Raw genomic sequence first — 22784 nt, forward strand, 5'->3', positions numbered from 1 at the left:
TGTCACGCAAATGACAGGCAGTGCGAGAAAGGATTTTGCTTGCTATTAAAAATATAGCTGCTAGCGCTTGCTGCGCCTTGCTTTCAGGCCTTTTTTTCTCTGTGCTTACAGCGGTGCAGAAAATCCGGACTGTGGCGTGCGCGCGATGGCCATGACCTCGCTGGCGGGCAGGTGTTTGAGGCGGTGGTCGCTCCACACCTGGCGCCAGCGGCGTGCGCCGGGCAGGCCGTTGCGCAGGCCCAGCATGTGGCGCGCTACGGCATACCAGGGGGTGCCGTGCGCCTGCGCCTCGCGCTCCATGTAGGCCACCATGGCTTCTTCCACGCCCTCGCGCGTGGTGTGCTGCGGCGCGGCGCCAAAGTACAGCGCGTCCCACTGCGCCAGCCACCAGGGGTTGTGGTAAGCCTCGCGCCCGACCATCACGCCATCGACCAGGGCCAGCTGCTCTTGCACGGCGGCATCGCTGGTAAACCCGCCATTGATGGCGATGTGCAGCTGCGGGAAATCGCGCTTGAGCTGCGCCACCACGGCGTAGCGCAGCGGCGGAATGTCGCGGTTTTCCTTGGGCGAGAGGCCCTTGAGCCAGGCATTGCGCGCGTGCACGATGAAATGGTTGCACCCCGCCTGGGCCACGGTGCCGATGAAGTCGCGCACAAAGCCGTAGTCTTCTTCCTTGTCGATGCCAATGCGGTGCTTGACGCTGACGCGAATCTGCACCGCATCGCGCATGGCCCGCACGCAGTCGGCCACCAGCTGGGGCTCGCGCATCAGGCAAGCGCCAAAGGCGCCGCGCTGCACGCGCTCGCTCGGGCAGCCGCAGTTGAGGTTGACCTCGTCGTAGCCCCAGTCCTGGCCCAGCCGTGCGCAGCGCGCCAGGTCCTGCGGTTCGCTGCCGCCGAGCTGCAGCGCCAGCGGGTGCTCGGCCGCATCAAAGCGCAAATGCCGCGCCACGTCGCCGTGCAAGAGGGCGCCGGTGGTCACCATCTCGGTATAGAGCAGGGCGTGGCGTGAGAGCAGGCGGTGCAGGTATCGGCAGTGGCGGTCGGTCCAATCCAGCATCGGGGCCACGGAAACCCGCCAGGGCGATACTTTTTCTTTAAGTTGTTGATTTTGTTCTACATTCATTCTTTGGCCTCTCGGCGTCGCCCGCGCTTTCCTGGGCATTTAACGGGGTAAAAACGCACAAAGTGCAACGGCTAAGTGCAACTTTCCGCTACAGTTGCACCACATCATAAAAGCAAGTTGCACTGGAGATCACACCATGGCGTCAATCACACCACGCGGCGACAAATTCCTCGCGCAGGTTCGCATCAAACAGGGCGGCGCCCTGATTTTCTCAGAGTCGAAGGTCTTCGACACCAAGGCCCAGGCAGTCTCCTGGGGCGATCGCCTGGAGGCCAAGGTCAAAGCTGAGGGGCCGGCCAGGCACGCCTCCGGCAAGATGACCGTAGGCGACCTCGTCCGCATGCACCTCGCTGCGCAGCTGGCGGTGCGCCCTCTATTGGGCCGCTCGACGATCCACAACCACAACAAAATCGCGGACGAGTTCGACACGGTTCTGGTGCGCGAGCTCAAGCCCAAGCACCTGATCGACTACGCGACTCGACGGAAAACCGAGGACGGCGTTGTACCCGCCACCATCAAGTCCGATCTCTCCCCCTTGTCGGCAGCGTTTGGCGTCGCCCGCATCGCGTACCACGTCGACGCCGACCCCGCCGTCATTCAAGAGGCCATGTTCCACCTCGACAAGCAGGGCCTGGTCGGTAAATCCCGCGAGGTCATCCGCTGGGTGGACGGGGAGGAGGAAGAAGCGCTGCTGGCCGAGTTTGCACGGCGCAACGCACACCACCAGACGACCATCGACATGGCGCAGCTTTACAAGTTCGCGCTGGCCTTCCCGAGGCGGCTGAGCGAGCTGGGGCGCCTGGAGTGGAAGGACATTGATACCAAGCGCCGGACGATCATCCTGCGCCAGGTGAAGCACCCCAACAAGAAGGAATACAACGACCAAGTGGTGCCCCTGCTCACGCCGGCCTGGACCCTGCTGGAGGAGATGCCAAAGCTGGACGCCCGCATCTTTCCGTACAACATGGAGTCCGCCTCATCCGCATTCGAGCGGGCACGCGATCGCATCGCGGAAACCGGGCTGCCCAAAATCAAGGACCTGCGCTTCCACGACCTGCGCCACACGGGCATCTCGATGCTGTTCTGGTACGGCTTCAAGATCGAGGAAGTTGCTCTGGTGTCGGGGCACAAGAACTGGAACACGCTGCGCCGGTATACGCACATCCGACCGGAAGATCTGCATCGGCGGTTCGAGGCGCTGAAGCCGGCGGGCTGAGCGTCAGCTCGGTCGACCGGACTCGAGTCGGAATTGGAGGACATTTGTGGCTTTCCAGACCTCCTGGCGGTCCTTCTTTGGAAGGCGCTCCCTCACGTACCCACCGCCACTCCGGCCGCACCCAGAGATTGCCCCTCCGAGCAACGCTCGACTCTCCTACACACAAAAATCCAAAGACGAGGAAACCTGCAGCGTTTACAGTCTAGCGTCTGCACAAGAGGAGGCATAGGGTCGGGCAGGTCGTGCATATCGGGCAAAGCTTCAAGGCGTCAAAAACCTCGAAACCAACTTTGAAAAAGCGGCCGGCGCCCTCGAAAGCGCCTGAACAGAAAACAACAATCTCAACCTCTCAAGTTCATAAGGAGAACGCCATGGACCCTGAAAATGTGTCATACGCTTTCAATGCAAACGGGAAATTTTCCTGGAGCAAAACCCTCGGACCTTGGGCTTTGGCGATTGCATGCTCTGCTCAGACGGGTGGACAGTTCCATTCTGCCCAACCCTATGCCCCTTCTACCTAGTTCGGCGCACGGCGCGAGCCAAGGCCATTGCGCTCGGAACTAACCCGCGTTGAACGACGGCGCATGGATGTCGTTATCAAAAGTCGAACTCGCGATTCGGGCCTTGCGCAACATCACCCCAAATCCGGTTCGGAAGCTCATGGCGGCTGAAGAAGACTAGGTGATAAAGGGGCCGATTGCCGTCATCGCGAACCAGAGGCATGCGGTGACTGATCGAGAACCCGAGTTTTTTGACCAGCCCGCACCAATAGTCAAAAAATTCCTCATCAGCATCGCCACGTACGAATGCGAGAGGATCGACATGCTGGCGCCAACCAGGTGCCGCGTCGTCGAATCGCGCGCGGTCGGGGTTGTACTCCATCAGGATGTTGCGCCGCAAATCCATCGTGCTGAAATGGACTGCAAAGTCAACATAGGGCAGGCGAGCCAGCTTCTCGATCACGTTGAACGAGAGGTACTGGAGGTTGTAGGGGTCAAGATATGCAAGGCACAGTGCACTTCTAGGAATTTGCCCAAGCACTTGATCTACCGTGGATTCCGCCGCACCCGGGAATGCAACGGCCGGGGCTCCCATACCCCGCAAGCGCTCTGCACAGGCGGCTGCACGGGCAGCATCCAGATCGCCAACAAGGCACGAGGTGAAAGCAATATCGTCTCGCAGCGAATGTTGCCATGCAACCTGGGCGCCGCCGGGGCGTGTCATCGTCTCGCCTTTGACCTGGATACGCCCAGGCCCACAAAACAGATCGACATACACGCGCTGCTTGAACTTCTCCCTCGCGCGCCGTGTGCCCTCCACATACTTCGCCAAGAAGGTGTGCTTCATCTCGGGAACCCAGCGACCAACACCCTCACCGGCCCGTCCAAGTTCGATTGGAAGATGCGGCATGGGGTCCGCGTCATGGACAAGACGAAAGCTCATTGCGCGAGTACCTCTGGAGATTTGAACAACGACCCCTGCCGATTGCGCTCAATCCAATCGGTGTCACGCATGTACCTCGCGCGCCGCCGAACGGTACCGTCCTCGGCACGAATGACGATGTCCTTCTCACCGGACAACTTCTCCAGAACGTCTTTGTACATGCCGGAGGTACCCGGCGAAGTGTTGCAAGTCGAGGCGTACAACTGCCCGATCTGCACAGGCTGGCTTCGCCCGTAAATGTTGTCGGCCAGTTGTTGAACCAGAGCCTCAGACGACAACCGATGCGCCACATCGTCGAAAAGAAATCCGCCGGTGAACTCCTGTCGAAAACCCATCATGTGCGTGGCGAGCATGTCGAGGCCTGGACCGCCGTAGTGGATGGAATGATTCTGGTGCATCCAGTGCACCTGCTTCATGACGTCCTGCGCACGGGGATGCCGAGAGAGATGCACAAGCCAGTATTCGCCCTGGCCGCTGCCCTCACCTCGAATGAAGAATGGCGTGAAATACTCAGCCCCACATCCCCGCACCAGGGCCTGATAGAGCGCCGCCTGAATGAAGCGCCGCCAATCCGCTGAATCTTCTTCCTTGATCTGTTCAACCGTTCTGCCACCCAATGCAGTACGGATATTTATGGCCAACTTGTCAGACACCTGGTCTGTGAACTTGTCGTTGGTATAGGTCGCGAACGCCGAGACATGGAATGTCAAGACGACCTCGCTTCCGGGCAGCTCCGAAAATATCTTCTGAATCAGCGGCGCCGGGACGTCGCTATAGCCGTACTGGTCCAGAAAGAAAAGCGCAGTGTTTGCGCGTGGCGTATGGTCTCTGACCAGTTGGAGCGCCGAGGACGACGCCGAAACAAAATCGTTGTGGATGATGTGGATGGAGTGACCGATGGCCTCTCCATAACCGCGATCTTGCAGGACTTTCCTCAGATGGGACAGCGCCCTCGCGTCCTTGTCGATGAATACATATCGGACATCCAGATCGAGCGGCTTCGTTCTTTTGGCGTTGATCAGAACGCGTGCTTCCTCGACGGCTGCCAGCATACGAAGAGGTGAACCCATAACCTCCTTGTTCCGGCCTTTAAGCGTATACAGCCCACCACCGCAAAAACCATCAACCAGCGTAATCCGAAGCCGCTCCCGGCCGCGGGCATTCAGCGTTCGCTGCTCGAAGTACCGAATCAGGTAGCCGACAAGCACCTCGTGCTTGGTGACACTATGCGGATCGATCTCTGCCGGACCGCTCCCCCAATCGTAGTGACTCTGTGCCAAGAGCTAGCCTTTCTCCGGTGTGAATCGACGCTAAACCTGATTCTCGACGTTGGGAAACTGATCCCAATGGCGCCCGCCCAAAGTGCGGCCAGCTTTCCCCTTGCCGACGGCGGCCAATTTAACCTCTGAACCATCGCGTCTGACGATGTGAATCGGAGTCCGCCCGGTCACTACGTCTGACGACTGCTCAAGGGGTGCCCAATGCCCCCATTGCTTGAAATGAAACGCCACGCCAGCGTCGTTGCATTGCTTGCGAAGGTCGTCTGGCCATTGCGGCTCCATGGGCCGCGAACCCGGCCCTGACTCGCCGCCAGCGATAACCCAATCCACCCGCGTGCCGGCATCGCCCACCTGCAGCCACGGGCGTAAGTCCAGCGGCCCGAGCAGAGGCTCGCACGAAAGGAACCGCACAGCGGGCGTGTCGAATTCCAGAAGGTACTTCAGGCGCTTGCCCGCAGCGTCTTGGTTCTCAACGGTTGCACCGAGCCAGACATTGGAAGGGAACGCATAGCCCTTCGGCAGTTGCTTGCGCACCAAGTGAATCCGCTTGGTCAACAGCAGCCAGTCAAGATGGGGCGTGACCGCAATGAGTTCCAACAAACGAAGCCGATGAGGAACCAGGTCTTTACGGTTCTCAAAAACGTCCGCCATGGAGGCGCAAAACACGCGCCGCCTGGTCTTGCTCTCCTTCGCTTCGCGGTCCCACTTCAGGGGCTCCTTCCAGTGCGCATCGCTAAAAAAGCGGCGCTCCGACTTTGCGCCCCAAACATCTTCCCCGAGCCGTTTAGCCCAGGTTTCAGCATAGCAATGGTCACAAGCATCGGACACGCGCACGCAACCCCACCATGGATTGAAGGTGTGGTGCGTCCATTCAATGCGGGTGTCTTTTCCCATAAGTCATCTTTCAGTGCAGCACATCAATGCACTGTTTATTTGCACAGTATAAATCTACTGCGCAGCACGAATCAGCCGAGCGGTGGTGAGGTCGTATGACACGCCGGTGATCGACCCATCGCGAATGCACTGCACGGCCTCATCGATCACATGCAGTGGCACCAGAAACCACTCCCTTGGTTTGACCGGATTTCCAAAGCGATCCTCTATCGTTAGGTCCAACTGAGCGGCGCCGAACAGGCGATGAAAGATGTTTTCGAGCCTTGTGCGGTTCAGGTTGTGCAGCTTGTAGGTCGCAACAATGTCGACCTCAGCCAGCAGGTACGTCGCGTCCTTGTCGGCGCCAGCGATGCGGGTCTCCACCTTGCCCCCAGTCACGCCGATCTTGTGGATCAACTCACGGTGCTCGGCCACGAACGGATGACTGGACTTGCTGCGCAGCACATAGATGGTGCCGGACTCGATGTCGTCGGGCTCGGCTTCGCCACCGAACAGGGGACCCATGTCGGGGTCGGAGAGGCGCCGGCCGGTCTCGTCCTTGTAGAGCGCCCGTTGCAACGAGCGGCGCAGCAGGTTGCTTTCGGTGCCGTTGGCGTAGATGACGCGCAAGCGCGCATCGCTCTCGCCGTTCGGGGCCTTGATTGTGTCGCCGACCTCGGCCACGTATGCAAGCTGGCCGCCCACGATGAAGTAGTTGCCATGGAAAACGCTGGCATCGCGGCCAAATGGAAGGGCCTTGCGCACGCTGGATTTCAGCTCGCGTTCCACCTGCTCAAACAGGGGTTGGAAACGCTGGAAGTCCTCGCACGGCGTGCGGTCCGCCACCTCTTCAGCCGCGCGTTTCTCGACACTGGATCTGACGTGGCGAAGCACAGTGATGTCGCTGGCGTCCGCAGGCTCCGTGCTAACACCCAGTTCGGCCAGCAGAGCATCTTCGTCCAAGGCATCCACATCAGTGTGGGCTACAACGGCGCCGCTCAGCAGCCCCGGGGTATCCAGCCCGGCCAACAGCGCATGCGCTTCCGGCAACTTGCGCAACTGATCCAGCCTCACGGCATACAGCCGCTCAAAAATGTCGCCACCCTCGCTATGCTGAGGTGCGCGCCCATGCGTTTGGTGAAAGCGCAGGATGTCTTCAAAACCCGCGATGATGCGTTCCTCGCGCGGTGTGTGGCTTGAGGTCTTGAGTGGCGTCGCATCGACGCCCAGAGCGTCCAGCAGCTCGTCATCGTCCAATTCAGCCATTGCTGGACTCCCCTTGCGCCTGTGCTGCCTTGGCCTGAGCGCGATAGCGTGCGAAGGCTGCCACGCCTTCTGCCATGCGCTTTTCCCAGGCATCGGCCGAGTTGATGTCGGGCAGGCGACCACGCTCGTTCTTGAACTGCAACGCTCGCTTGGACAGGTCGCGCGCTTCTTCCTCAGGGATGCTCACTTTCTTTGCGGCAATGGCTGCCTGCACCTGGCGCAGCGATTTCTCGTCCATCGCTTTGGCCAGCACCGAATAAGCGGCGTCAAACGGGTTGATGCTGTCGATCAGGTCGATGTCCAGATCGCGCACGTTGACGAACTTGCGCACGCCATCAAGCAAAGCAGTGCTGCCCTGCACAGCGCTGCCGCCAGCGTCGGCCTGGGCCAAGGCCAGCTTGGCTTGCTGAGTAATGTTCATGGCGGCGATGGCGTGCTGGCGAATGGCTTCCTGGTCGGCCTCGCTCAGCTCGGGGTAGCGCTCGCGCACGATCTTTCCCATGCGCAATTGCGTCAGCTCTTCGGGTACGGTGTTTTCCTTGTCGAACAGGCCGCGTTCCAGCGCGGTCTTGTCCTGCAAAAAGCTGGTGACCACCTCGTTCAAGTCTTCCTTGCAGATGCGGGTGGCTTCGGGCGTTTCGGGCTTGGCCAGGCCATTGATCTCGACGTGGTACTGGCCTGTGGCCTCGTTTACGCCGACGTTGGTTCGGCCTTCTTGGTAGCCTTCGCCGCCGTTGTAGACGAAGCCATCCTGGGCTCCGGCATTCTTGGGCGTGAACTCATAGCGCGGCGCCAGCACCTGCTCCATCAGCAGACTGGCCGAGATGGCCTTGAGCATGTCGTTCACGGCCTCGGTCACGGCGGATTGCTCGGCCGTAGGTTCTGCGATCAGGTTGGTGAAGCGGGAGCGCTCCTTGCCTTTGGCGTCGCGCGTGGCGCGGCCGATGATTTGCACAATCTCGGTCAGGCTGCTGCGGTAGCCAATGGTCAGCGCATGTTCGCACCAGATCCAGTCGAACCCTTCCTTGGCCATGCCCAGCGCGATGATCACGTCCACATGATCGCGGTTGTCTTTTTGCGCCGGGTCTTTCAGCGCGCCCAACACCCGCGTGCGCTTGGCCGCGTCGCTGTCATCGACCAGGTCTGCCACCTTCAGCACGCGGCCCTCTTTGGTCTGAACCAAATGAAAGCCGGTGACAGGATCAACGCCTGTCCAGGTGCCCAGGCCGTGCATGATCTCGTCGACCTCACGCTGCTTGTCTTTCAGGCTCTCTCGCGCGTTGACGTTGGGAATGTGAACGATGGTCTTCAGCGCCGGGTCCAGCACCTTGGTCACGGCATCCACATACGGCCCGGTGTAGAAAAAGTAGCCGATGTCCAGCGATTTGAGCCACTGGTAGCCGTTGAGCTGTTCGTAGTAGGTATAGGTGATGGTCTCGAACCGAGATTCGTCCGCGGGACCCAGCACAGCCTCGCTGTCGCCGCGGAAGTAGGAGCCCGTCATCGCCACCAAGTGCACCTTGTCGCGGGCGATGAAGGCGCCCAGTTGGCTGCCCAGAACGTTGTCCGGGTTGCTGGAAACGTGATGGAACTCGTCGATGGCGATCAGCCGGTTGTCAAAGGCTGCGATGCCCATCTCTTCCACTGCAAAGCGGAAAGTTGCATGCGTGCAGACCAGAACCTTGTCGCTACTGGCCAAGAACTGGCGCACCGCCTCCACCTTGGACTTGGCCGCGCGGGGCTCGTCCCCACCTGGCGCGTTGCACAGGTTCCACTGCGGCGCCACCTGCCAGTCCCAATAGAAGCCGAAGCGGGTCAAGGCCTCATCCGCAAAGCTGCCACCGATGGACCGCTCCGGCACCACCACGATGGCCTGCTTCAGCCCTTGGTTGTGCAGCTTGTCCAGCGCAATGAACATCAGCGCGCGCGACTTGCCCGAAGCCGGCGGCGACTTGATCAGCAGGTATTGCTCTCCGCGCTTGGCATAGGCGCGCTCCTGCATGGCGCGCATGCCCAGCTCGTTGGCCTTGCTGGATGCGCCTGTGCGCGCTGTGGCGATGGACACCGAGGGAACGGTGTAGGCGTTGGTCGGGTTGTTGGCGAGGTCGCTCATGATGTTTTCTTTCTTCCCTTAGCGGCCTTAGCGGCGGGTTTGGCCTTTTCGGCCGCCGTCATCTTGGTGTACAGCTCAAACAGCTTTTCCAGCCGCTCGGTGTCATTCTTGAATCGGCGGCCGATGTAGATGCGCTCCAGCACCTCGTCATTTCGCTCGTGCGCGCGACGTAGGTTTTCCGGCATGTCGTCGGGGTCGTACAGGTCGGCGATAGCAGCGGGGAAATGCGCCTCGCGAGCCAGCAATATGTTTTCGGCGCACCGAGCCAAGTCGGCCTTGTTTTGTTCGGTGAGCATCGGCATCGGAAAAGTGTTCCAACCAAGGGTGTTGGAATATGAAAAGCGCATTTCAAGACGCACACATACAGCTCCAATCCAAACCCAGTGCAGACGTGAAGCAATTAGTGCCATGTTCCAAATGGGCGCATCATAGAGTGCAAAGCATTTATTTGAAACAATCGATTCTTTGCCCAGCAAATCAACCGGCAAATAACTTCTATTCTCCGACGAAACCACCGGAATCGCAAAAAAATAGTTATCACAACTTCGCATTTCACGAAACTGATGCGGTCTTTTGACCATGCCATTGGAAACAGCATCTTTTGATTTTTGGCGCGCAGCCTCCCCCTGCCTCAGCTTTTCCTTGATATCCAGAATTGCAACCACCTCAGCTGGAGGATCATCAGGAAACCAAAAACAAGAACGTGGTTTCGCTTTAATGACTTCTGACGAGCCGTAAAACTTCCTAATGTAAGCGGGATTCAATCCAGCATTCAGATATACCTGCCTCCCTGCTGAGTCAAAGATCAAATGCTCGGACATACCGTAGTAGTTGCCCTTGAGCATTGGCTGTATATCAGAAACCGGTCGAGAAACCGGATTAACCCAATAGTCATCAGCAGGCATCAAATAAGCATTGACATTCTTCGTTGTCAGCTTTTTATCTTCATCGTAAAGGTCCGCAGCAGTTGTTTGGGCCCCGGCACCAATGCAAACAACGGTAACACCCGCATCGTTAGCTGCCAGATTTGTCCATTTGAAAGAACGAACCGCAAAATTAAACTTCAGCCCGTCATCGAAAAGCGGCTTCCAGAAACCAGTGACATGCTGCCCCTGAGAAATGCTATTTGTTGCCACAAAAGCAAACTTTGACGGCGTATTTTTTGAATATTCGTGGGCTTTGAAGAACCATCCGCAAACATAATCCAGCAACCCCCACCCATCAATTTTTCTGTCGAGCAGATCTCCCATGTCGCTCTTTTGCTCGGCAGTCTTTTTAGCATTTCCCTTGTAGGGAGGGTTGCCGCAAATATACGTTTCACCACCCTCATTCTCAAAGTCGATTTCTTTTTGATCAAGTGGTGTACCAAATAGATCATCCGCAACCAACTTCACCCCAGTCCCGGTAGGTGGGCATATTTTCAGCCAGTCCAACCGAAGTGCATTCCCGCAGACAATCCAGTTTTGCGCATCCAAAGGCAGAAACTCTGCCAGTGCATCTTTCTGCCCGCGATGCAGCACGTCGCATTGAAACTCAGCAATGATCAGCGCCAGACGAGCAATTTCAGCCGGAAAGTCGCGCAGCTCAATACCTCGAAAGTTGGTCAGCGGAATCTCGCTACCTAAGTGCAATTCACCCCTGCGGCGATTGATCTCCGCCTCGATCTCGCGCATCTGCTTGTAGGCGATGACGAGAAAGTTCCCCGAGCCGCAGGCCGGATCGAACACCCGGATGCGCGCCATGCGCTTGCGCAGATTCAGCAGCTTGCGCTCGTTGTCGCCGGCCTCGGCCAAAGCGGCGCGCAAGTCGTCCAGAAACAGCGGGTTCAATACCTTCAGGATGTTGGGCACGCTGGTGTAGTGCATGCCCAGGGCCCCGCGCTCTTCGTCGTCGGCCACCGCCTGGATCATGCTGCCGAAGATGTCGGGGTTGATCTCACGCCAGGTCAAGGCCCCGGCGTGCAGCAGGTAGGTTCGCGCCATGCGCGTAAAGCGCGGCACCTCGGTGCTGCCAGAGAACAGACCACCGTTCACATAGGGAAAACCGTTGGCCCAGTTGGGCAAACGTGGCATGGCGGTCGCACGGTCGGCCACCTTGATGTTCATGGAACGAAATATCTCGGACAGCACCTCGTGGGTGTTGCTGCCGTCGCCGGCGCTCATCTGGTCCACGGTCTGGGTGAACAGGCCAGTGCCATTGAAGATGTCGGTGTCTTCGGCAAAGAAGCAGAACACCAGGCGCGCCATAAAGTGGTTCATGTCGCTGCGGCGCTCATCCGTGGCCCAAGCCGGGTTCTCGCGCAGCAGTTCGACGTAGAGCTTGTTCAGGCGCCCCGTGGCGCGCACGTCGATGGGGTTGTCCTTGATCTCCTTGATGGTGGAGATGCCAGCCAGCGGCAGCAGGAAACCGAAGTGGTTCGGGAAGTCTGAAAAGGCGCTGGCGATGGTTTCGCCGCTGGCCAGTTCTTCGGCCTCCAGGGTCTGTCCATCAGTGGCGAGGATGAACTTGGCCTTGGCCTTCGTCGTGGCCAGGCTGGCGCGCAGCGCCTTGAGCGTGTCGCCCACAGTGCCGGCCGCGCACACCGCGAGGTGGATGTTGTTGCGCAGCAGCACGCCGCCGGGCACGTCCGAGACATTGTTGTTGCCGGTGCGCAGGCGCTTGAGGGTGGTGTCCTTATTGCCGAAGGCGGCCAGAAACGTGAACGGGAATTCCGCCGCGTCAAATGGGTGCAGCGCCAGCTCTGAAATGGCTTGTTCGATTTCTACTGCGTTCATGGGCTCACAAGATCCAAACCCCGCCCTTGCGGAACGGGCGCGGCTTCAGCCGCGACAAAAAAGTACGGGGGCAAACTCCGCATGGGCCTGCGCGCGCTCACGCCAACGCCCACGGGTTGATGACGGTGACGCCCGCCGCCTCGAACGGGCTGATGTCTCGGGTGGCTACGGCGAATCCGTTGGCGGCAGCGATCGCCGCGATGTAGCCGTCGGCCGTGGCAACAGCCAAGCCAGCGCCGCGGGCCTTGGCCATCAGCGCCGCATAGGCCTGGGTGCAGGCCAAGTCAAAGGGCAGCACCCGGCCAGCGAACAGAGGTAGCACGCGCTTTTCCAAGTTCTCCTGCAGGCCTGCGCGTCGCTTGCCAGTCGGCAGCAGTGCGACACCTGCCCGCAACTCCGCCACCGTGATGGCGGAGAGGAACAAGGTTTCCATCGCCTGGGCATCGATCCACTCAATCACCCGCGGCTCCGGCGCCTGTCGGAGTGGCTCCGACATCACGTTGGTGTCGAGCAGGATCATTCGAAGCTCACCGGGCGCGCAGGCGTCTTGTCGCGCACCTGCTCGAACACCGCGAATTCTTCATCGCTCAGCTTGGCCTGGCGGCCCATGTCGGCCAGGAGCGAACCTAGCTTCACGCGCCCCTTGGGGCTGATCGCTGACTCCAAAATCTCGCGCACCTCGGCCTCCATGCTCTGGCCGTGCTGGGCAGCACGGACGCGCAGAGCACGGTGCACTTCCTCGGAAATGTTGCGAACTGTCAGCATGGCCATGGGATCACCTCGAATGCATTCGATGCATGCATTCTACAGCCACGCATTCACTCGTAAGTGAGGGGATCAGTTGAACGGTGGAATTCCCCTCGATTTCAGCGTCCAGGACGTCGCCGTGCCGGCCGCGGGCCGTTCCAGGGGACGCCCGATTGGGGGCCGGCTTCCAGGCCTTCAGGCTTCGCCAGACGAGCAGAAACCGCGCCCTTTGGCATCTTCGGCTGAGGACGGCGCCGCCACAGCAGCAAGTCGGACGCTGGGTCGTCGACAACATGCACCGGACGCTGGTCGTCTGGCTTTGGCTCAATCCGCGCAGCCAGGCGTGCTTTCATCCGCATCAGCTTGCCCGTCTGCTCGTCAAGGGCCTCCAACCGAGCATTCCGCTGTCGCAGACGCTCATTGAGACTGGCTCGCCCTCGGGCTGAAGCACCCTTGATGCCGATGTGCACGGCGGGCAACCGCTCAATACCTCGATCCTTGAAGCTTCTGTGGTCAACGCGCTCGGCAGATCCCTTGCGGGCCAGCGCAGCGTTCACAGAAAGCTGCCACCGTGGCCGCAGCCAAGACACGGAATCCGCTGCGCCACTTCGCTTGCACGCGATGGGGTCGAGCCGTTCTGCCTTTTTGCCGAGCCCGCCGTCGGCATCGACAGTGCATGCAGTCAGGAGCAAGTGCGCGTGAAAATTTCGGTCATCACCGTCACGGGACGGCGCGTGCAGGGCGCAGTCCACGCCGACACCAAACTCCTGCGCGATTTCCTTGGAGAAGCTGAAGGCCAACGCAGCGCGCTCGTCGGCATCCAGCTCGTTGGGAAGCGCGAGCACAACTTCGCGCGCGAGCACGGCATCACGCCGGCGGTGGTGCAGTTCCAAGTCATTCCAGAACCTGTCGCGATCGTACACAAGCCGGCCACCCGGCAAGTGGATGCGCGCATCGAGCACGCCCTTGCGGCGGCGGTAATCAAAGACCTGACCGGTGCGTTGATCAGTGATCAATGCGCCGGCGCGATAAGCCGCCGCCGCAGTTGCAGATCGGCCGCTGGCGCGAGCAATGGGCGGCCGGGCGCTCAAATGAAAAATTGCCATTCGCAGTTCCTTAGGGGTGTCGGGGCGCAGCCCTGACCGCACGTAATCCTGCGAAGCGGGATTACTCTAAGTGCGCCCTTCGGGGGGTAATTCGTTCGCGACCACCATCCAAGAGCCATTCGCAATATGGGCGAAATGACTGGGGGTAATCAGGATCGCGCAGCCCCACAGCTGGCTTGCCAATTCATACACTGTACTGAGCAAACGTATCCGAGCGCCACCATGACACACACCAACATCCAGGCAATTGACCTCAAACTGCAGCAGCTCAAAAACCGGCGTGCCCAGCTGCTCGCTCAGCATGACGCCACCGAGCGAAAACGCATCACGCGCCAGGCCGTGATCATTGGCAAATGGGTCATGGCCAAGCGGCCTGAACTCGTGTCCGAAATCGCCGGCACGCTGGAGCGTGATCAGGACCGTGCGGTGTTCAAGCTGCCGCCCACGGCTGGCACAGGACAAGTAGCGTCCGGGGCTACCCACATCGACATCTTGCTGCCACCGGATGAAGACGCCGCAGCCCCAGCCCTCGTGTGAGCGGCAGCAGCGGCGAGCAGAACGGCTGGGCGCTGCTGCAGATCTACGCGCGCTTTCACATGCCCATCAGCTGTGCACAAACCCCATTCCCGCGCGTCGAGCTGGCAGGCGCTCATCCATGCGCAGCGTGGGCCAGTCCTCTTCAACGAGATGGCTGCGTTGCGCCATCAACGCGCGTGCGAACGCGATCTCCGCAGCGAGCTTGATAGCTCGCGGGCTCATGTCCGCAATCTGCTTGTTCAGCACTACCGGCAGCTCAGCAGAAAACCGCACTCCCATCTTGCTAATCAGTTCGCTCAGGATCTCCTCGGCGATGGCCACCAGTTGCCCTGGTGAAGGCGGCGAGATCTGGAAAACCAGCATTCGCGAGCGCAACGCACCGGGGATCTGCTCGATGTCGTTGGCTGTTGCGACAAGTCTCAAATGACTGGCATCGAAGACCAGATCGGGCAACGACTGGTCAACGAAAAACTTCGCGGTGTGCTCCTCCAAAAGCGAATACAGCGGCCCGAGCCCGCTGTATCCGGTCGTGTTGGCCTTGTCGATTTCATCGAGCACGAGAAGTCCATTCGCCACCGGGTCGTGCCCCGCACGGCCCCAGGCGAGGAACTCGAAGACTTGACCCGGCGATGAGTTCGACCAGAAAGTGCTTGATCCCCCAATGGAGCTGCCGTTGGTCTCGGCCGCCATGGACACGAACAGCGGCGGCGGCGTGCCCAGCAGGTCAGCCAGCAAATTTGCGAATCTCGTCTTCCCGATCCCGGGCGCGCCTACGAGCAGGATGGGCGCAAGCCGATGCGGCAGGCCCTGCGCGCACAGTGTGACGTGCGGGCGGATTGCCGTCTCGATCACCTGCTCGAAACTTGGGAAGCTCTCTGCCAAGGCATCGAGGCGTTGCAGCCAATCTCCAGGCGGTGGAGCCATCGGCCGGCTGATGCCGCTGAGCGCCAAGCGCTCCAGTGTTTGCGCGATCCTGCGGCCGGCTTCGCCATCACGGCCTTTGATGCGCTGCTCGAGCTGATCTGCGTCTTCAGCAAATTTGAAGACATTGACCGGCTCGCGTGCCCGCGGCCCGGTGACCAGCGCCATCAGATCGAGGCCGCTCTCCACGTCTGGCAGATCGAAGTCCGGCACAACCTTTCCGGCCGGCTGCATGCTTTCGCGTAGCTCGGCCACCAGACGACGGTTGTGCAGTTCCTGCAAGGCCTCCGACAGGCTGGTCAGGACCGAGTGCTCCAGATCGCCGCGCCGCGGCGAGAAATCGAACATCACGTGCAGAGCACCGGCCACTTTCACACAGCTCACTGCCGCCCGGCGTGGTTGTCTGCGTCCCAGGATCAGCGCAAACGCGCGCAGGAAAATTTCGCTCAGTTGCCGGCCATCACGCGAGAGCTCGGGGTCGAGCCGAACGCTCAGCCAGTCGGGGCATTGAAACAGCGGCAGCAGCTCGGCCACGCTGACGGTGGGTTCAAACAGGTTTTCAGTCATACATAACGCTCAGTTGGGGCGAACGAAGTCCGCGAAGACGCCGTCAAATGCGGCGCGCCAACTGAGGAATGGGTGACCTAGATTCCGGCTATGCCCGCGAAATCCGGCCGGCCGCTCTCACGCACCACCTGTTGAGGCGGTGAAGTCCGGGCGTCGAAGAACTGGGGCATGTGGTGTGTGAGGCAAAAAACGCGGGATAGCTTTGAATCAGGTGCGAGCAATAACGCCGCCGTCACTGTAGCGTCACATCCATCGTCAGCACAAGAAAAATACCTGGCCGGCCAGCCGGCCGGTGAAGGCGGCAATGCTATCTCCGGTCACCCGGCCAGCTCGTCACCCACTGTGCCTTGAAGGAGCTTGTAGGCACGCTCGAACTCCCGAGAAAGCACAGGCAGGCTGCATCCCAGTGCGGCCGCAATCTTCACGACACCCACCAAATTTGGAACCGTTCGGCCGTTCTCGATGGACGACATGTTCGAGCGCCCGATAGCGGCTGCCAGTCCAACAGCTTCTTGCGACAGCCCCTTGGACGTTCGCAACACAACAACCGCTTGGCCGAAGGCCTTTGCAATCGTCGGATCGGTCGATTTGGAGCCGACGGGCCGGCCCCTGAGGATGACTTTTTTGCTTGCTGTTGCCATCCCGCAAGGGTCGTTTTACGTATGCATAAAAACCACACTTAATTAAATACATCGGTGTTAGAGTCGGTGCAAATGCTTTGAAAGCTGGAGGTGCCACTACTGGTACCACTTCAAGCATTTCCCTCAATACCTATCGCTGATGACCCCATCCATCTGGACTGACCTGAGAACCGCCGTGGCCCTTCTGTTGACGGGCTTACTGCTGAATGGCCCTGCAGGGGCGCAGACTGCTCAGACGCAGCCCAGAACATCGCAGCCCATGGCGACACCTCAACGCGCCGCGACCACCGTGTCCACCGGTTCGACTCAGCGTGATCTCGAGGCCCGCGCAGCGGCAGCCGCACAGAAAGATACGGATCCGCAAGTCAACGGATCGGTTCGGGACGTTCCGCAGCTCACTTCAGCCAGATAGCTCGCCTCGCTCGCCACTTGTTCAACCACTGTGGGAGCTCGTCCGTGATCGCATCCATTCTTCTCATCGCCTACGCCGCAGCGTCCGTCGCGCTGGCCTTCTGGGTCCGCCGCACAGTCAAACTGCGGCTTGACTGGGCCCACCCGCGCATGCGTGCGCCTGTCTTCTCTGGGGCCGTGCGCAGCACAGGCGGCGAAGGCGCACTCGGCGCAGCTGATGCAGTCAGCACGGCGGTGTTGAGCAGCGCTTCTCCGAACGCGGTCATGGTGTTCGTCATCGTCATCGCCGGCCTCATCGGGGGCGTCATCGGCGCAGGCGTGCTGCCCGCCCTCGTGGGCGGCATCGGGCAGCCTGGGTGGATGGGCATGATGGCGCTAGCGGTGGTCACTCTGGCCTGGGCCTGGATCGGGGGATCCCTCGCGCTGCCCGTGCTGGCCCTGGCATTCAGCCTCGCCCCCGTCCTGGCTGGTCTGGTCGTGATCGGGTTCATCGGCCTTGCGCTTGGGCAAACCTTCGGCTCTGGGCACCCCGGGCTCTTCTCGTCAACAAGCACCTGGCAAGCCGGCTTCGGCGCACGGATGGACTACAACCTGTGCGCGGCGGGCACCTCGCTGATCACGCTGGGCAACCCGCAGGAGATCGAGCGGCGGTGCAAACAAAAGGTCGTCGGCGCACACCCCGTCGAAGGGCGATTCGCCGGCGTCTACAGCTGTCAGCCAGGCCAGCGCGTGGCGGCGATCGTGGATGTTCGCCCCTATGGCCCCTTCCGGGACGGTCTGAAAACTGCCGAGTTCAGTTTCGGCGATCGGCCTGTTGAGGCCATGTTTCCAAACGGAATGTTTGCGGGCGTCATCCGCCCGAGTGGCGCCGTGAGCGAATTTCGATCTGACGGACTCAAGTGGATCCAGAATCCCACAGCCGGCTGGGGCAAACCTGATCAACTGTCCATCACAGCATCGGCCTCTGGCGGCATCAATGTGAGGCTGATGAACACGCCATGCACGGAGATCCAAGCTAAGCGCTGCGAGCCAGCGGAGCCCGGCCGCGTGCCCACCTGCGAGCAGGAGTTCGAGAAGCTGGGCATCAAGCTCTACAAGCCCCGGACGCCCAATGAGCTGGGCAAGGTGATCGCGGAGCAGGAAGCGCGGCAGGCACGATCCCGCTGAGCCTCCTCGGATCACGTCGCGACGCTAGTCGTATTGCGGTGAGGTCAATGTCGCTGCGGCGTCACGGGAGTCGCCGATATCCTTCTGGGCATCGCGCAACCGGTCGATCTCCGCGCCCTGCACGGCGCAGCGTGCGTCAAGAGCCGACATCATGGTGGACAGCCGCAGAATTTCCTTCTGCGATGCCCGATCCGCCTCCAAGGCCTTTTCCCGCGCCTCCTGCAGGCGCTGTAGCTGCTGACCAAGCCGGGATTCGCGAGCTGCGGTTTCGTTGGCGCGCTGCTTCTGCGCGTCGGCGTGAGAAGTAGCGACCGCCTCTGAAAGCTGGGCGCGCGCGACGTCGTCATGGCTGGCCTTCAGCAGTTGCCGGGATTGGTCCAATGCCGCCTGAAGGTCTGGCACCTGCTCCAGCCGCAGGGATGCGCGCACCAGTTCCTGGCGCACGGCTTCCGCCTGCGCACGTTCACGCTCGGCACGCTGGTCGGCCTCGGCGACCGTCGCAGCCGTCCGCGCCTTCAGCGCATCCATTTCCCGCTCGTTTGCCTGCAATAGGCCCTGGTGCTGCAGCAGTTGCGCCTGCGTCGTGGCCAGAGAGGCATTGCTGGCGTTGAGCTGGGCTTGGGTCTCGGCCATCTGCTTTGCCAGTTCGTCGAAGGCGTCCTCCGCCTCCTTGGCGCGCAACTCCGCCTTGCGCGATGCCTGCGCCATGGCTTTTGCAACCTGGGCCCGCCACAAGTCGCTGACCGCTGGGTCAATGTCGATACTGCTTTCATCGCGCGCGGCACGAGCCTCCTTCCATTTCCGCAGGAAGGGATTGATGGTCGTGTGGGAACCGCCGCCCAGCTTGTCCCGGACCGAACGCACGCCGGGTTCATGTCCTTCCTGTTCGATAGATTCGGCTGCGGCCGCGACGGTGCTGTAAGTGATTTCGGTCATGGTCATTCTTTCTGTGTACGGTGTTGGATAACAGTGGCGTTATCGGGTGTTACGGCGTTATCAGGTGTTATGGCGTTACGCGGCGTTATCACGTGGGCTGGCGATGGGCGGGACAGGGATACTTGTGTCCCCCCACCAAGGCGGAGGCACATGGATTGGCGGCCCGGGCGGCTCGGCCATGTGCTCCTCGCCCAGCCGTTCGGGCCACACCTCCAAGGCTTCCCCAAAGCGAAGCTCGACCTGCGGCTTCAGCACTTCGATGCCGGGAAAGGAGCCGTGCCCCTGCTTGATGCCGCGCCGGTACACCTCCAGCGCCCGTCCTTGGTGGCCGATGAGCACGGCATTGCGGCCGTTGAAGCCACCCAGTCCGGCCGGATAGCGGACCGAAGGGCGGTAGTCCTCGAAGGCCTTCATGAAGTCGCGCCGGGCAAAGCCAACGCGCTCGATGTCCCGGACCCACTGAGTGGTCTTGAACCACCCGCCGATGACATCGACGGCAAAGTGGATCGCGGGGTGTTCGAACACGATGAGGAAATCGCGGCACGAACACTCTTTGGCAGCCTGCTGCACCATCAGCCAGGCGCCCGAGATGCCGCCAAAGCGCAGGCGGTACAGCTCCTGGTAGATCGCGGCCATGCTGGGTGCAAAAGGCGAGTTCAAGGCGAAGTTGTCGAACGCCTGGCGCAACTCGATGGGATCGCAGTCCGCGAAGGCCGCGCACCACTCAGTGGCTTCCAGTTGACCGAAATCCTTGCCTGTCCGTTCGGCGACCAGGCACAGGCACTCGCCGACGACCCGCACGACGGCACCCGATGCACGGGATACTTGTGGCGTCATGCTGCATCCCCTTCCGGTTGCGAAGCCGGGAGCATGCCGACGTCGGTGATCTCCGCGTGCTGGTGACCCAGGATGGCTTCGAAGTGCCCCGCCGTGCTGCGGGTAGCCGGTTTCAGTTGGCCGGACCGGCTCCGCACATTGGCCGTGCTGCCGAGGCGCAGGATGCGGTCTGAATCCTTGCAGATCACGTCGAGCGTGTCGATCCGCTGCGGCTGTTTTGCAGTACGTCCCTGATAGAAGTCGCTGTCAGCGGCGTTGTCGATCGCGCGGCAGATCTGTGACGGACTGAAGCCTTCGGCCAATCTGGCCTTCACGATGCTGGTGCGGGATGCCGTCAGCTTTTCTCCGGGACGACCTGTACGCTGTTTCCAGTGCTCAAAGATCTGGACCACCGCATCGGCTTCGCTGACCTGTTGGAAGTCTTCCTTTGTGCCCGTTTCCGTGGCACTGCTGGGCAAGGAACTATCGGCAGTGGAAGCAGGAGGGAATGCGTCGGAGCAAGATTCCTCTTCTTTTTGATCCTGTTCATCTACGGTCTTATATGTGTCCTGTTCTCTCCTATATGGCTGAGCCGCGGCTGAGCCGTGGTCTGCAACATCGGATTCGTCGGCATCCTGATTCGCACCGGACCTGCGCGAACGCGCGCGCATGCTTTGCTTGGCACGGAACCGCTCATCGCTCTTCTTGGCATCCCAGGATTGCTGAGCCCAGGTCGCCAGTTCGGGGTGATGCCAGCGGCCATCGGAACACAGGGTCCAGCCTTGCAGGACCGGATCGCGCACATCGAGCCAGGCCTCGATGTCGCGGCCGAACCCGGTCATCGAGGCCAGTTGGATGTCGTCATCGGGTACCGTCATGGCGGGCTGCTGGCGCCATGCTTGAGCGATGAGCAGCACCAATGCCCTGAAGGGCTCGGCCTGCTGAGTCAGCGCCAGAGGATGCCCAGAGAGGAAGGCCAAGCGCACAGGCGCCCAGGGGAAGGTCTCCAGGTTGATCTCTGCCGGAACCAACGGCTGGGGCGCGATGCCCGCCCTGGGCACGCGGTGGTTGTCGACTGCTTTGAGTTTCTGCACGAACACCTCACATTTGAAAGTTCAAGAAAAGCGACCGGGGGGTCGCCGCCTGAATCAAATGTGCGGGTGGTGCCTCAAATTTTTTCGGAACGAAAATCAGGGCTGGTTTGTGCCCGTTCCGAATTTCAAGGCGTGAGGTCGACGCGCGTGTTTTTCGCGTGGTCGTCGATCAGACGCTCAAGCCTGTTTAACTGAGCCTTCTTCGCCTCGGCAAAATTCACGGGATGGAAGGGGTCTTCGCGGTTGTATGCCGCCTTCGGCCGATGCAGTGGTTCTTCGGCGGAAAGCCGGGCGAGAAATGATGCGCGCTCACTGAACTGATTGTCGATCTCCATCCGGCGGAAGAGCTTGCTGACATACGACCGCGCTTCGTCCTTGGCTTCCTTGACCACCACAGCCAGATCTGCGGCAAGTGCGTCGTCCTCATCCTGAAACAGGTCGAACATGCCAAGCACCTGGTGCAGCGACAGACGTGCCGCGATCTGGCTCACCTTCGCCAATCGCGACTCCAGCTCATTTCGGAACATGGGGACGTCCAGGCCGTCCTCGACCTCATACAGGTCGATCAGCTCGTCAGCCAGATGCTGCGCCGTTGACTTGGTCCTGCCGCTCGCGGTGTTCGCTCCTGCGAAGCGTGAGTCCCTGGCATCAAGGTCCATGACGAGACTGGTCAGAACCTCGGGCGTGGCGTGTCGAACCGCATCTCTGAAGGTTGTCTCGCTGGGCAGTCGTGAGGCCCTCGTTGCGGCGATCGTCGGCGAATTTTTGGTCAGCGCGCCAAGCCTTGCCTGCAGCGACTCTTTGACCTTCTGGCTGTTTCGGGATTGCAGGTTCCTGGGCAGACCGTCGATGAGGCCAATGAGTTCCTTGATCGCTCCGGAGGCGACGATGCAATCGCGCCAATTGCCAACCGTCTTGTCGCTGACCCCGAGAACGGATGCGATACCGTTGTCGGACAGGCCTTTGAGGATCTGGTACCTGACTGCTACGAACCAGAAATCGGTGAAGACCGCCAGTTGTCGCTCGCGATCGACATGCACACCGTACGAGGTGCTGAGAGTCCGCTTCACCGGGGCGACGGGCTTCGGGCTGGCCTGCCCTTTTGCGAGCGCGACTTTTTTCGGAACGCCGCGGCTTGGTGGCTGTTTTTCGTTCCGAACTTTTGTCCCCGTTGTCATTTGAAATTGCCTTCGTCGATCAATTACTGGAGTTATTTTGACGAAGAAAACCACTCAAACCGCAGCAACGGGCGGCAATTCGGAGCTCTTTTCCATTGCCATCTGCAAAGAGAACGCGGAGAGCCTGTCCGAAGCGCTGGCGCGCATTCAAGGGAGCGCCCACGCAGACATCCTCTGCGCTGATGACCTGCTGCATTTCGCTGGCGCAGCGGAGCGAAGACTGGAGAACGCCGGCATCGCCGCAAGCTACCGCGCCGGCGCAATGCTGCATGTGACGCCAAGCGGGCCGAGCTGCACGGCGTACAAGTACGCCCGGCTCGGCACCGCTGTTCAGCTGGAGCGCAAAGCGTCCGCCTGGACATTGGTGCGTGCCTACCGGACCAAGGCGTGGCCACGCCAAATCGGCCGCCAGCAACTGACGATGACGCCACGGCAGAAGCTGCTCGTGCTGAAGAACACGATGAAAGCACATGGCATCACCGTGGCCGAAGCCAACGTGGCCGTCGCCATGATTGCGAAGGCAGTCTGACACCACATTCGCGCTGATGGCCCGCCTCGGCGGGCCGACTGAAG

The 22784-nt window shown here is 60.6% G+C and carries 20 protein-coding genes; 4 read left to right on the top strand and 16 right to left on the bottom strand.

Going from position 1 to position 22784, the window contains the following annotated elements; all coding sequences use genetic code 11:
• Positions 1-105 precede the first annotated feature (105 nt).
• Positions 106-1125 carry a tRNA dihydrouridine(20/20a) synthase DusA gene (gene dusA / locus G7045_RS06150; protein WP_166158756.1) on the bottom strand — a complete coding sequence of 340 codons (1020 nt, stop codon included), beginning with the start codon at positions 1123-1125 and terminating at the stop codon, positions 106-108.
• A 136-nt stretch (positions 1126-1261) separates the two neighbouring features.
• Between dusA and G7045_RS06155 the strand changes: the two genes are divergently transcribed.
• Complete coding sequence (locus tag G7045_RS06155; protein ID WP_166158758.1) at positions 1262-2341, top strand: tyrosine-type recombinase/integrase; 1080 nt, start codon at positions 1262-1264, stop codon at positions 2339-2341.
• 597 nt (positions 2342-2938) lie between these two features.
• Here G7045_RS06155 and G7045_RS06160 read toward each other — a convergent pair.
• The 9 genes from G7045_RS06160 to G7045_RS06200 all read right to left on the bottom strand — a co-directional run bounded on the left by G7045_RS06160 (position 2939) and on the right by G7045_RS06200 (position 13943).
• Positions 2939-3784: a three-Cys-motif partner protein TcmP gene (locus G7045_RS06160; RefSeq protein ID WP_166158760.1), complete on the bottom strand. Its 846-nt coding sequence runs from the start codon at positions 3782-3784 to the stop codon at positions 2939-2941.
• Positions 3781-5064: a three-Cys-motif partner protein TcmP gene (locus G7045_RS06165; RefSeq protein WP_166158762.1), complete on the bottom strand. Its 1284-nt coding sequence runs from the start codon at positions 5062-5064 to the stop codon at positions 3781-3783. Before G7045_RS06165 ends, G7045_RS06160 begins: the two co-directional genes overlap by 4 nt.
• Before the next feature lie 30 nt (positions 5065-5094).
• Positions 5095-5958, bottom strand: a complete 864-nt coding sequence (locus G7045_RS06170) for a DUF5131 family protein (protein ID WP_166158764.1) — start codon at positions 5956-5958, stop codon at positions 5095-5097.
• A gap of 54 nt (positions 5959-6012) precedes the next feature.
• A complete protein-coding gene (locus G7045_RS06175; protein WP_166158766.1) occupies positions 6013-7203 on the bottom strand; it encodes a GIY-YIG nuclease family protein in 1191 nt (396 codons plus the stop codon).
• The gene (locus G7045_RS06180) at positions 7196-9316 is read right to left on the bottom strand and encodes a DEAD/DEAH box helicase (protein ID WP_166158768.1); all 2121 of its coding nucleotides are present in this window, start codon (positions 9314-9316) and stop codon (positions 7196-7198) included. Before G7045_RS06180 ends, G7045_RS06175 begins: the two co-directional genes overlap by 8 nt.
• On the bottom strand, positions 9313-12090 hold the full coding sequence (locus G7045_RS06185; protein WP_166158770.1) for a DNA methyltransferase: 2778 nt from the start codon (positions 12088-12090) through the stop codon (positions 9313-9315). Before G7045_RS06185 ends, G7045_RS06180 begins: the two co-directional genes overlap by 4 nt.
• Positions 12091-12187: 97 nt before the next feature.
• Positions 12188-12610, bottom strand: a complete 423-nt coding sequence (locus G7045_RS06190) for a type II toxin-antitoxin system VapC family toxin (RefSeq protein WP_166158772.1) — start codon at positions 12608-12610, stop codon at positions 12188-12190.
• Positions 12607-12861: a plasmid stabilization protein gene (locus G7045_RS06195; protein ID WP_166158774.1), complete on the bottom strand. Its 255-nt coding sequence runs from the start codon at positions 12859-12861 to the stop codon at positions 12607-12609. The genes G7045_RS06190 and G7045_RS06195 overlap by 4 nt, the downstream gene beginning before the upstream one ends.
• 95 nt (positions 12862-12956) lie before the next feature.
• Positions 12957-13943 carry a MobA/MobL family protein gene (locus G7045_RS06200; protein ID WP_166158776.1) on the bottom strand — a complete coding sequence of 329 codons (987 nt, stop codon included), beginning with the start codon at positions 13941-13943 and terminating at the stop codon, positions 12957-12959.
• Positions 13944-14165: 222 nt separating this feature from the next.
• Between G7045_RS06200 and G7045_RS06205 the strand changes: the two genes are divergently transcribed.
• Positions 14166-14480 carry a hypothetical protein gene (locus G7045_RS06205; protein ID WP_166158778.1) on the top strand — a complete coding sequence of 105 codons (315 nt, stop codon included), beginning with the start codon at positions 14166-14168 and terminating at the stop codon, positions 14478-14480.
• Between the two features lie 66 nt (positions 14481-14546).
• Here the strand turns inward: G7045_RS06205 and G7045_RS06210 are convergent, their stop codons facing one another.
• Positions 14547-15968, bottom strand: coding sequence for an AAA family ATPase (locus G7045_RS06210; protein ID WP_166158780.1), 1422 nt, complete (start codon positions 15966-15968; stop codon positions 14547-14549).
• A gap of 317 nt (positions 15969-16285) precedes the next feature.
• Complete coding sequence (locus G7045_RS06215) at positions 16286-16609, bottom strand: helix-turn-helix domain-containing protein (protein WP_166158782.1); 324 nt, start codon at positions 16607-16609, stop codon at positions 16286-16288.
• 456 nt (positions 16610-17065) lie between these two features.
• Here G7045_RS06215 and G7045_RS06220 point away from each other — a divergent pair, with 456 nt between their 5' ends.
• A complete protein-coding gene (locus G7045_RS06220; RefSeq protein ID WP_166158784.1) occupies positions 17066-18187 on the top strand; it encodes a hypothetical protein in 1122 nt (373 codons plus the stop codon).
• A 24-nt stretch (positions 18188-18211) separates the two neighbouring features.
• Here the strand turns inward: G7045_RS06220 and G7045_RS06225 are convergent, their stop codons facing one another.
• The 4 genes from G7045_RS06225 to G7045_RS06240 all read right to left on the bottom strand — a co-directional run bounded on the left by G7045_RS06225 (position 18212) and on the right by G7045_RS06240 (position 22211).
• Positions 18212-19123 carry a DNA-binding protein gene (locus G7045_RS06225; RefSeq protein ID WP_166158786.1) on the bottom strand — a complete coding sequence of 304 codons (912 nt, stop codon included), beginning with the start codon at positions 19121-19123 and terminating at the stop codon, positions 18212-18214.
• A 75-nt stretch (positions 19124-19198) separates the two neighbouring features.
• Positions 19199-19960: a hypothetical protein gene (locus G7045_RS06230; protein ID WP_166158788.1), complete on the bottom strand. Its 762-nt coding sequence runs from the start codon at positions 19958-19960 to the stop codon at positions 19199-19201.
• Positions 19957-21033, bottom strand: coding sequence for a hypothetical protein (locus G7045_RS06235; RefSeq protein WP_166158790.1), 1077 nt, complete (start codon positions 21031-21033; stop codon positions 19957-19959). Before G7045_RS06235 ends, G7045_RS06230 begins: the two co-directional genes overlap by 4 nt.
• 125 nt (positions 21034-21158) lie before the next feature.
• Positions 21159-22211, bottom strand: coding sequence for a hypothetical protein (locus G7045_RS06240; protein WP_166158792.1), 1053 nt, complete (start codon positions 22209-22211; stop codon positions 21159-21161).
• Positions 22212-22248: 37 nt separating this feature from the next.
• Here G7045_RS06240 and G7045_RS06245 point away from each other — a divergent pair, with 37 nt between their 5' ends.
• Positions 22249-22740, top strand: a complete 492-nt coding sequence (locus tag G7045_RS06245) for a hypothetical protein (protein WP_166158794.1) — start codon at positions 22249-22251, stop codon at positions 22738-22740.
• Positions 22741-22784 lie beyond the last annotated feature (44 nt).

It is taken from the genome of Acidovorax sp. HDW3 (assembly GCF_011303755.1).
Classification (GTDB): domain Bacteria; phylum Pseudomonadota; class Gammaproteobacteria; order Burkholderiales; family Burkholderiaceae_C; genus Paenacidovorax.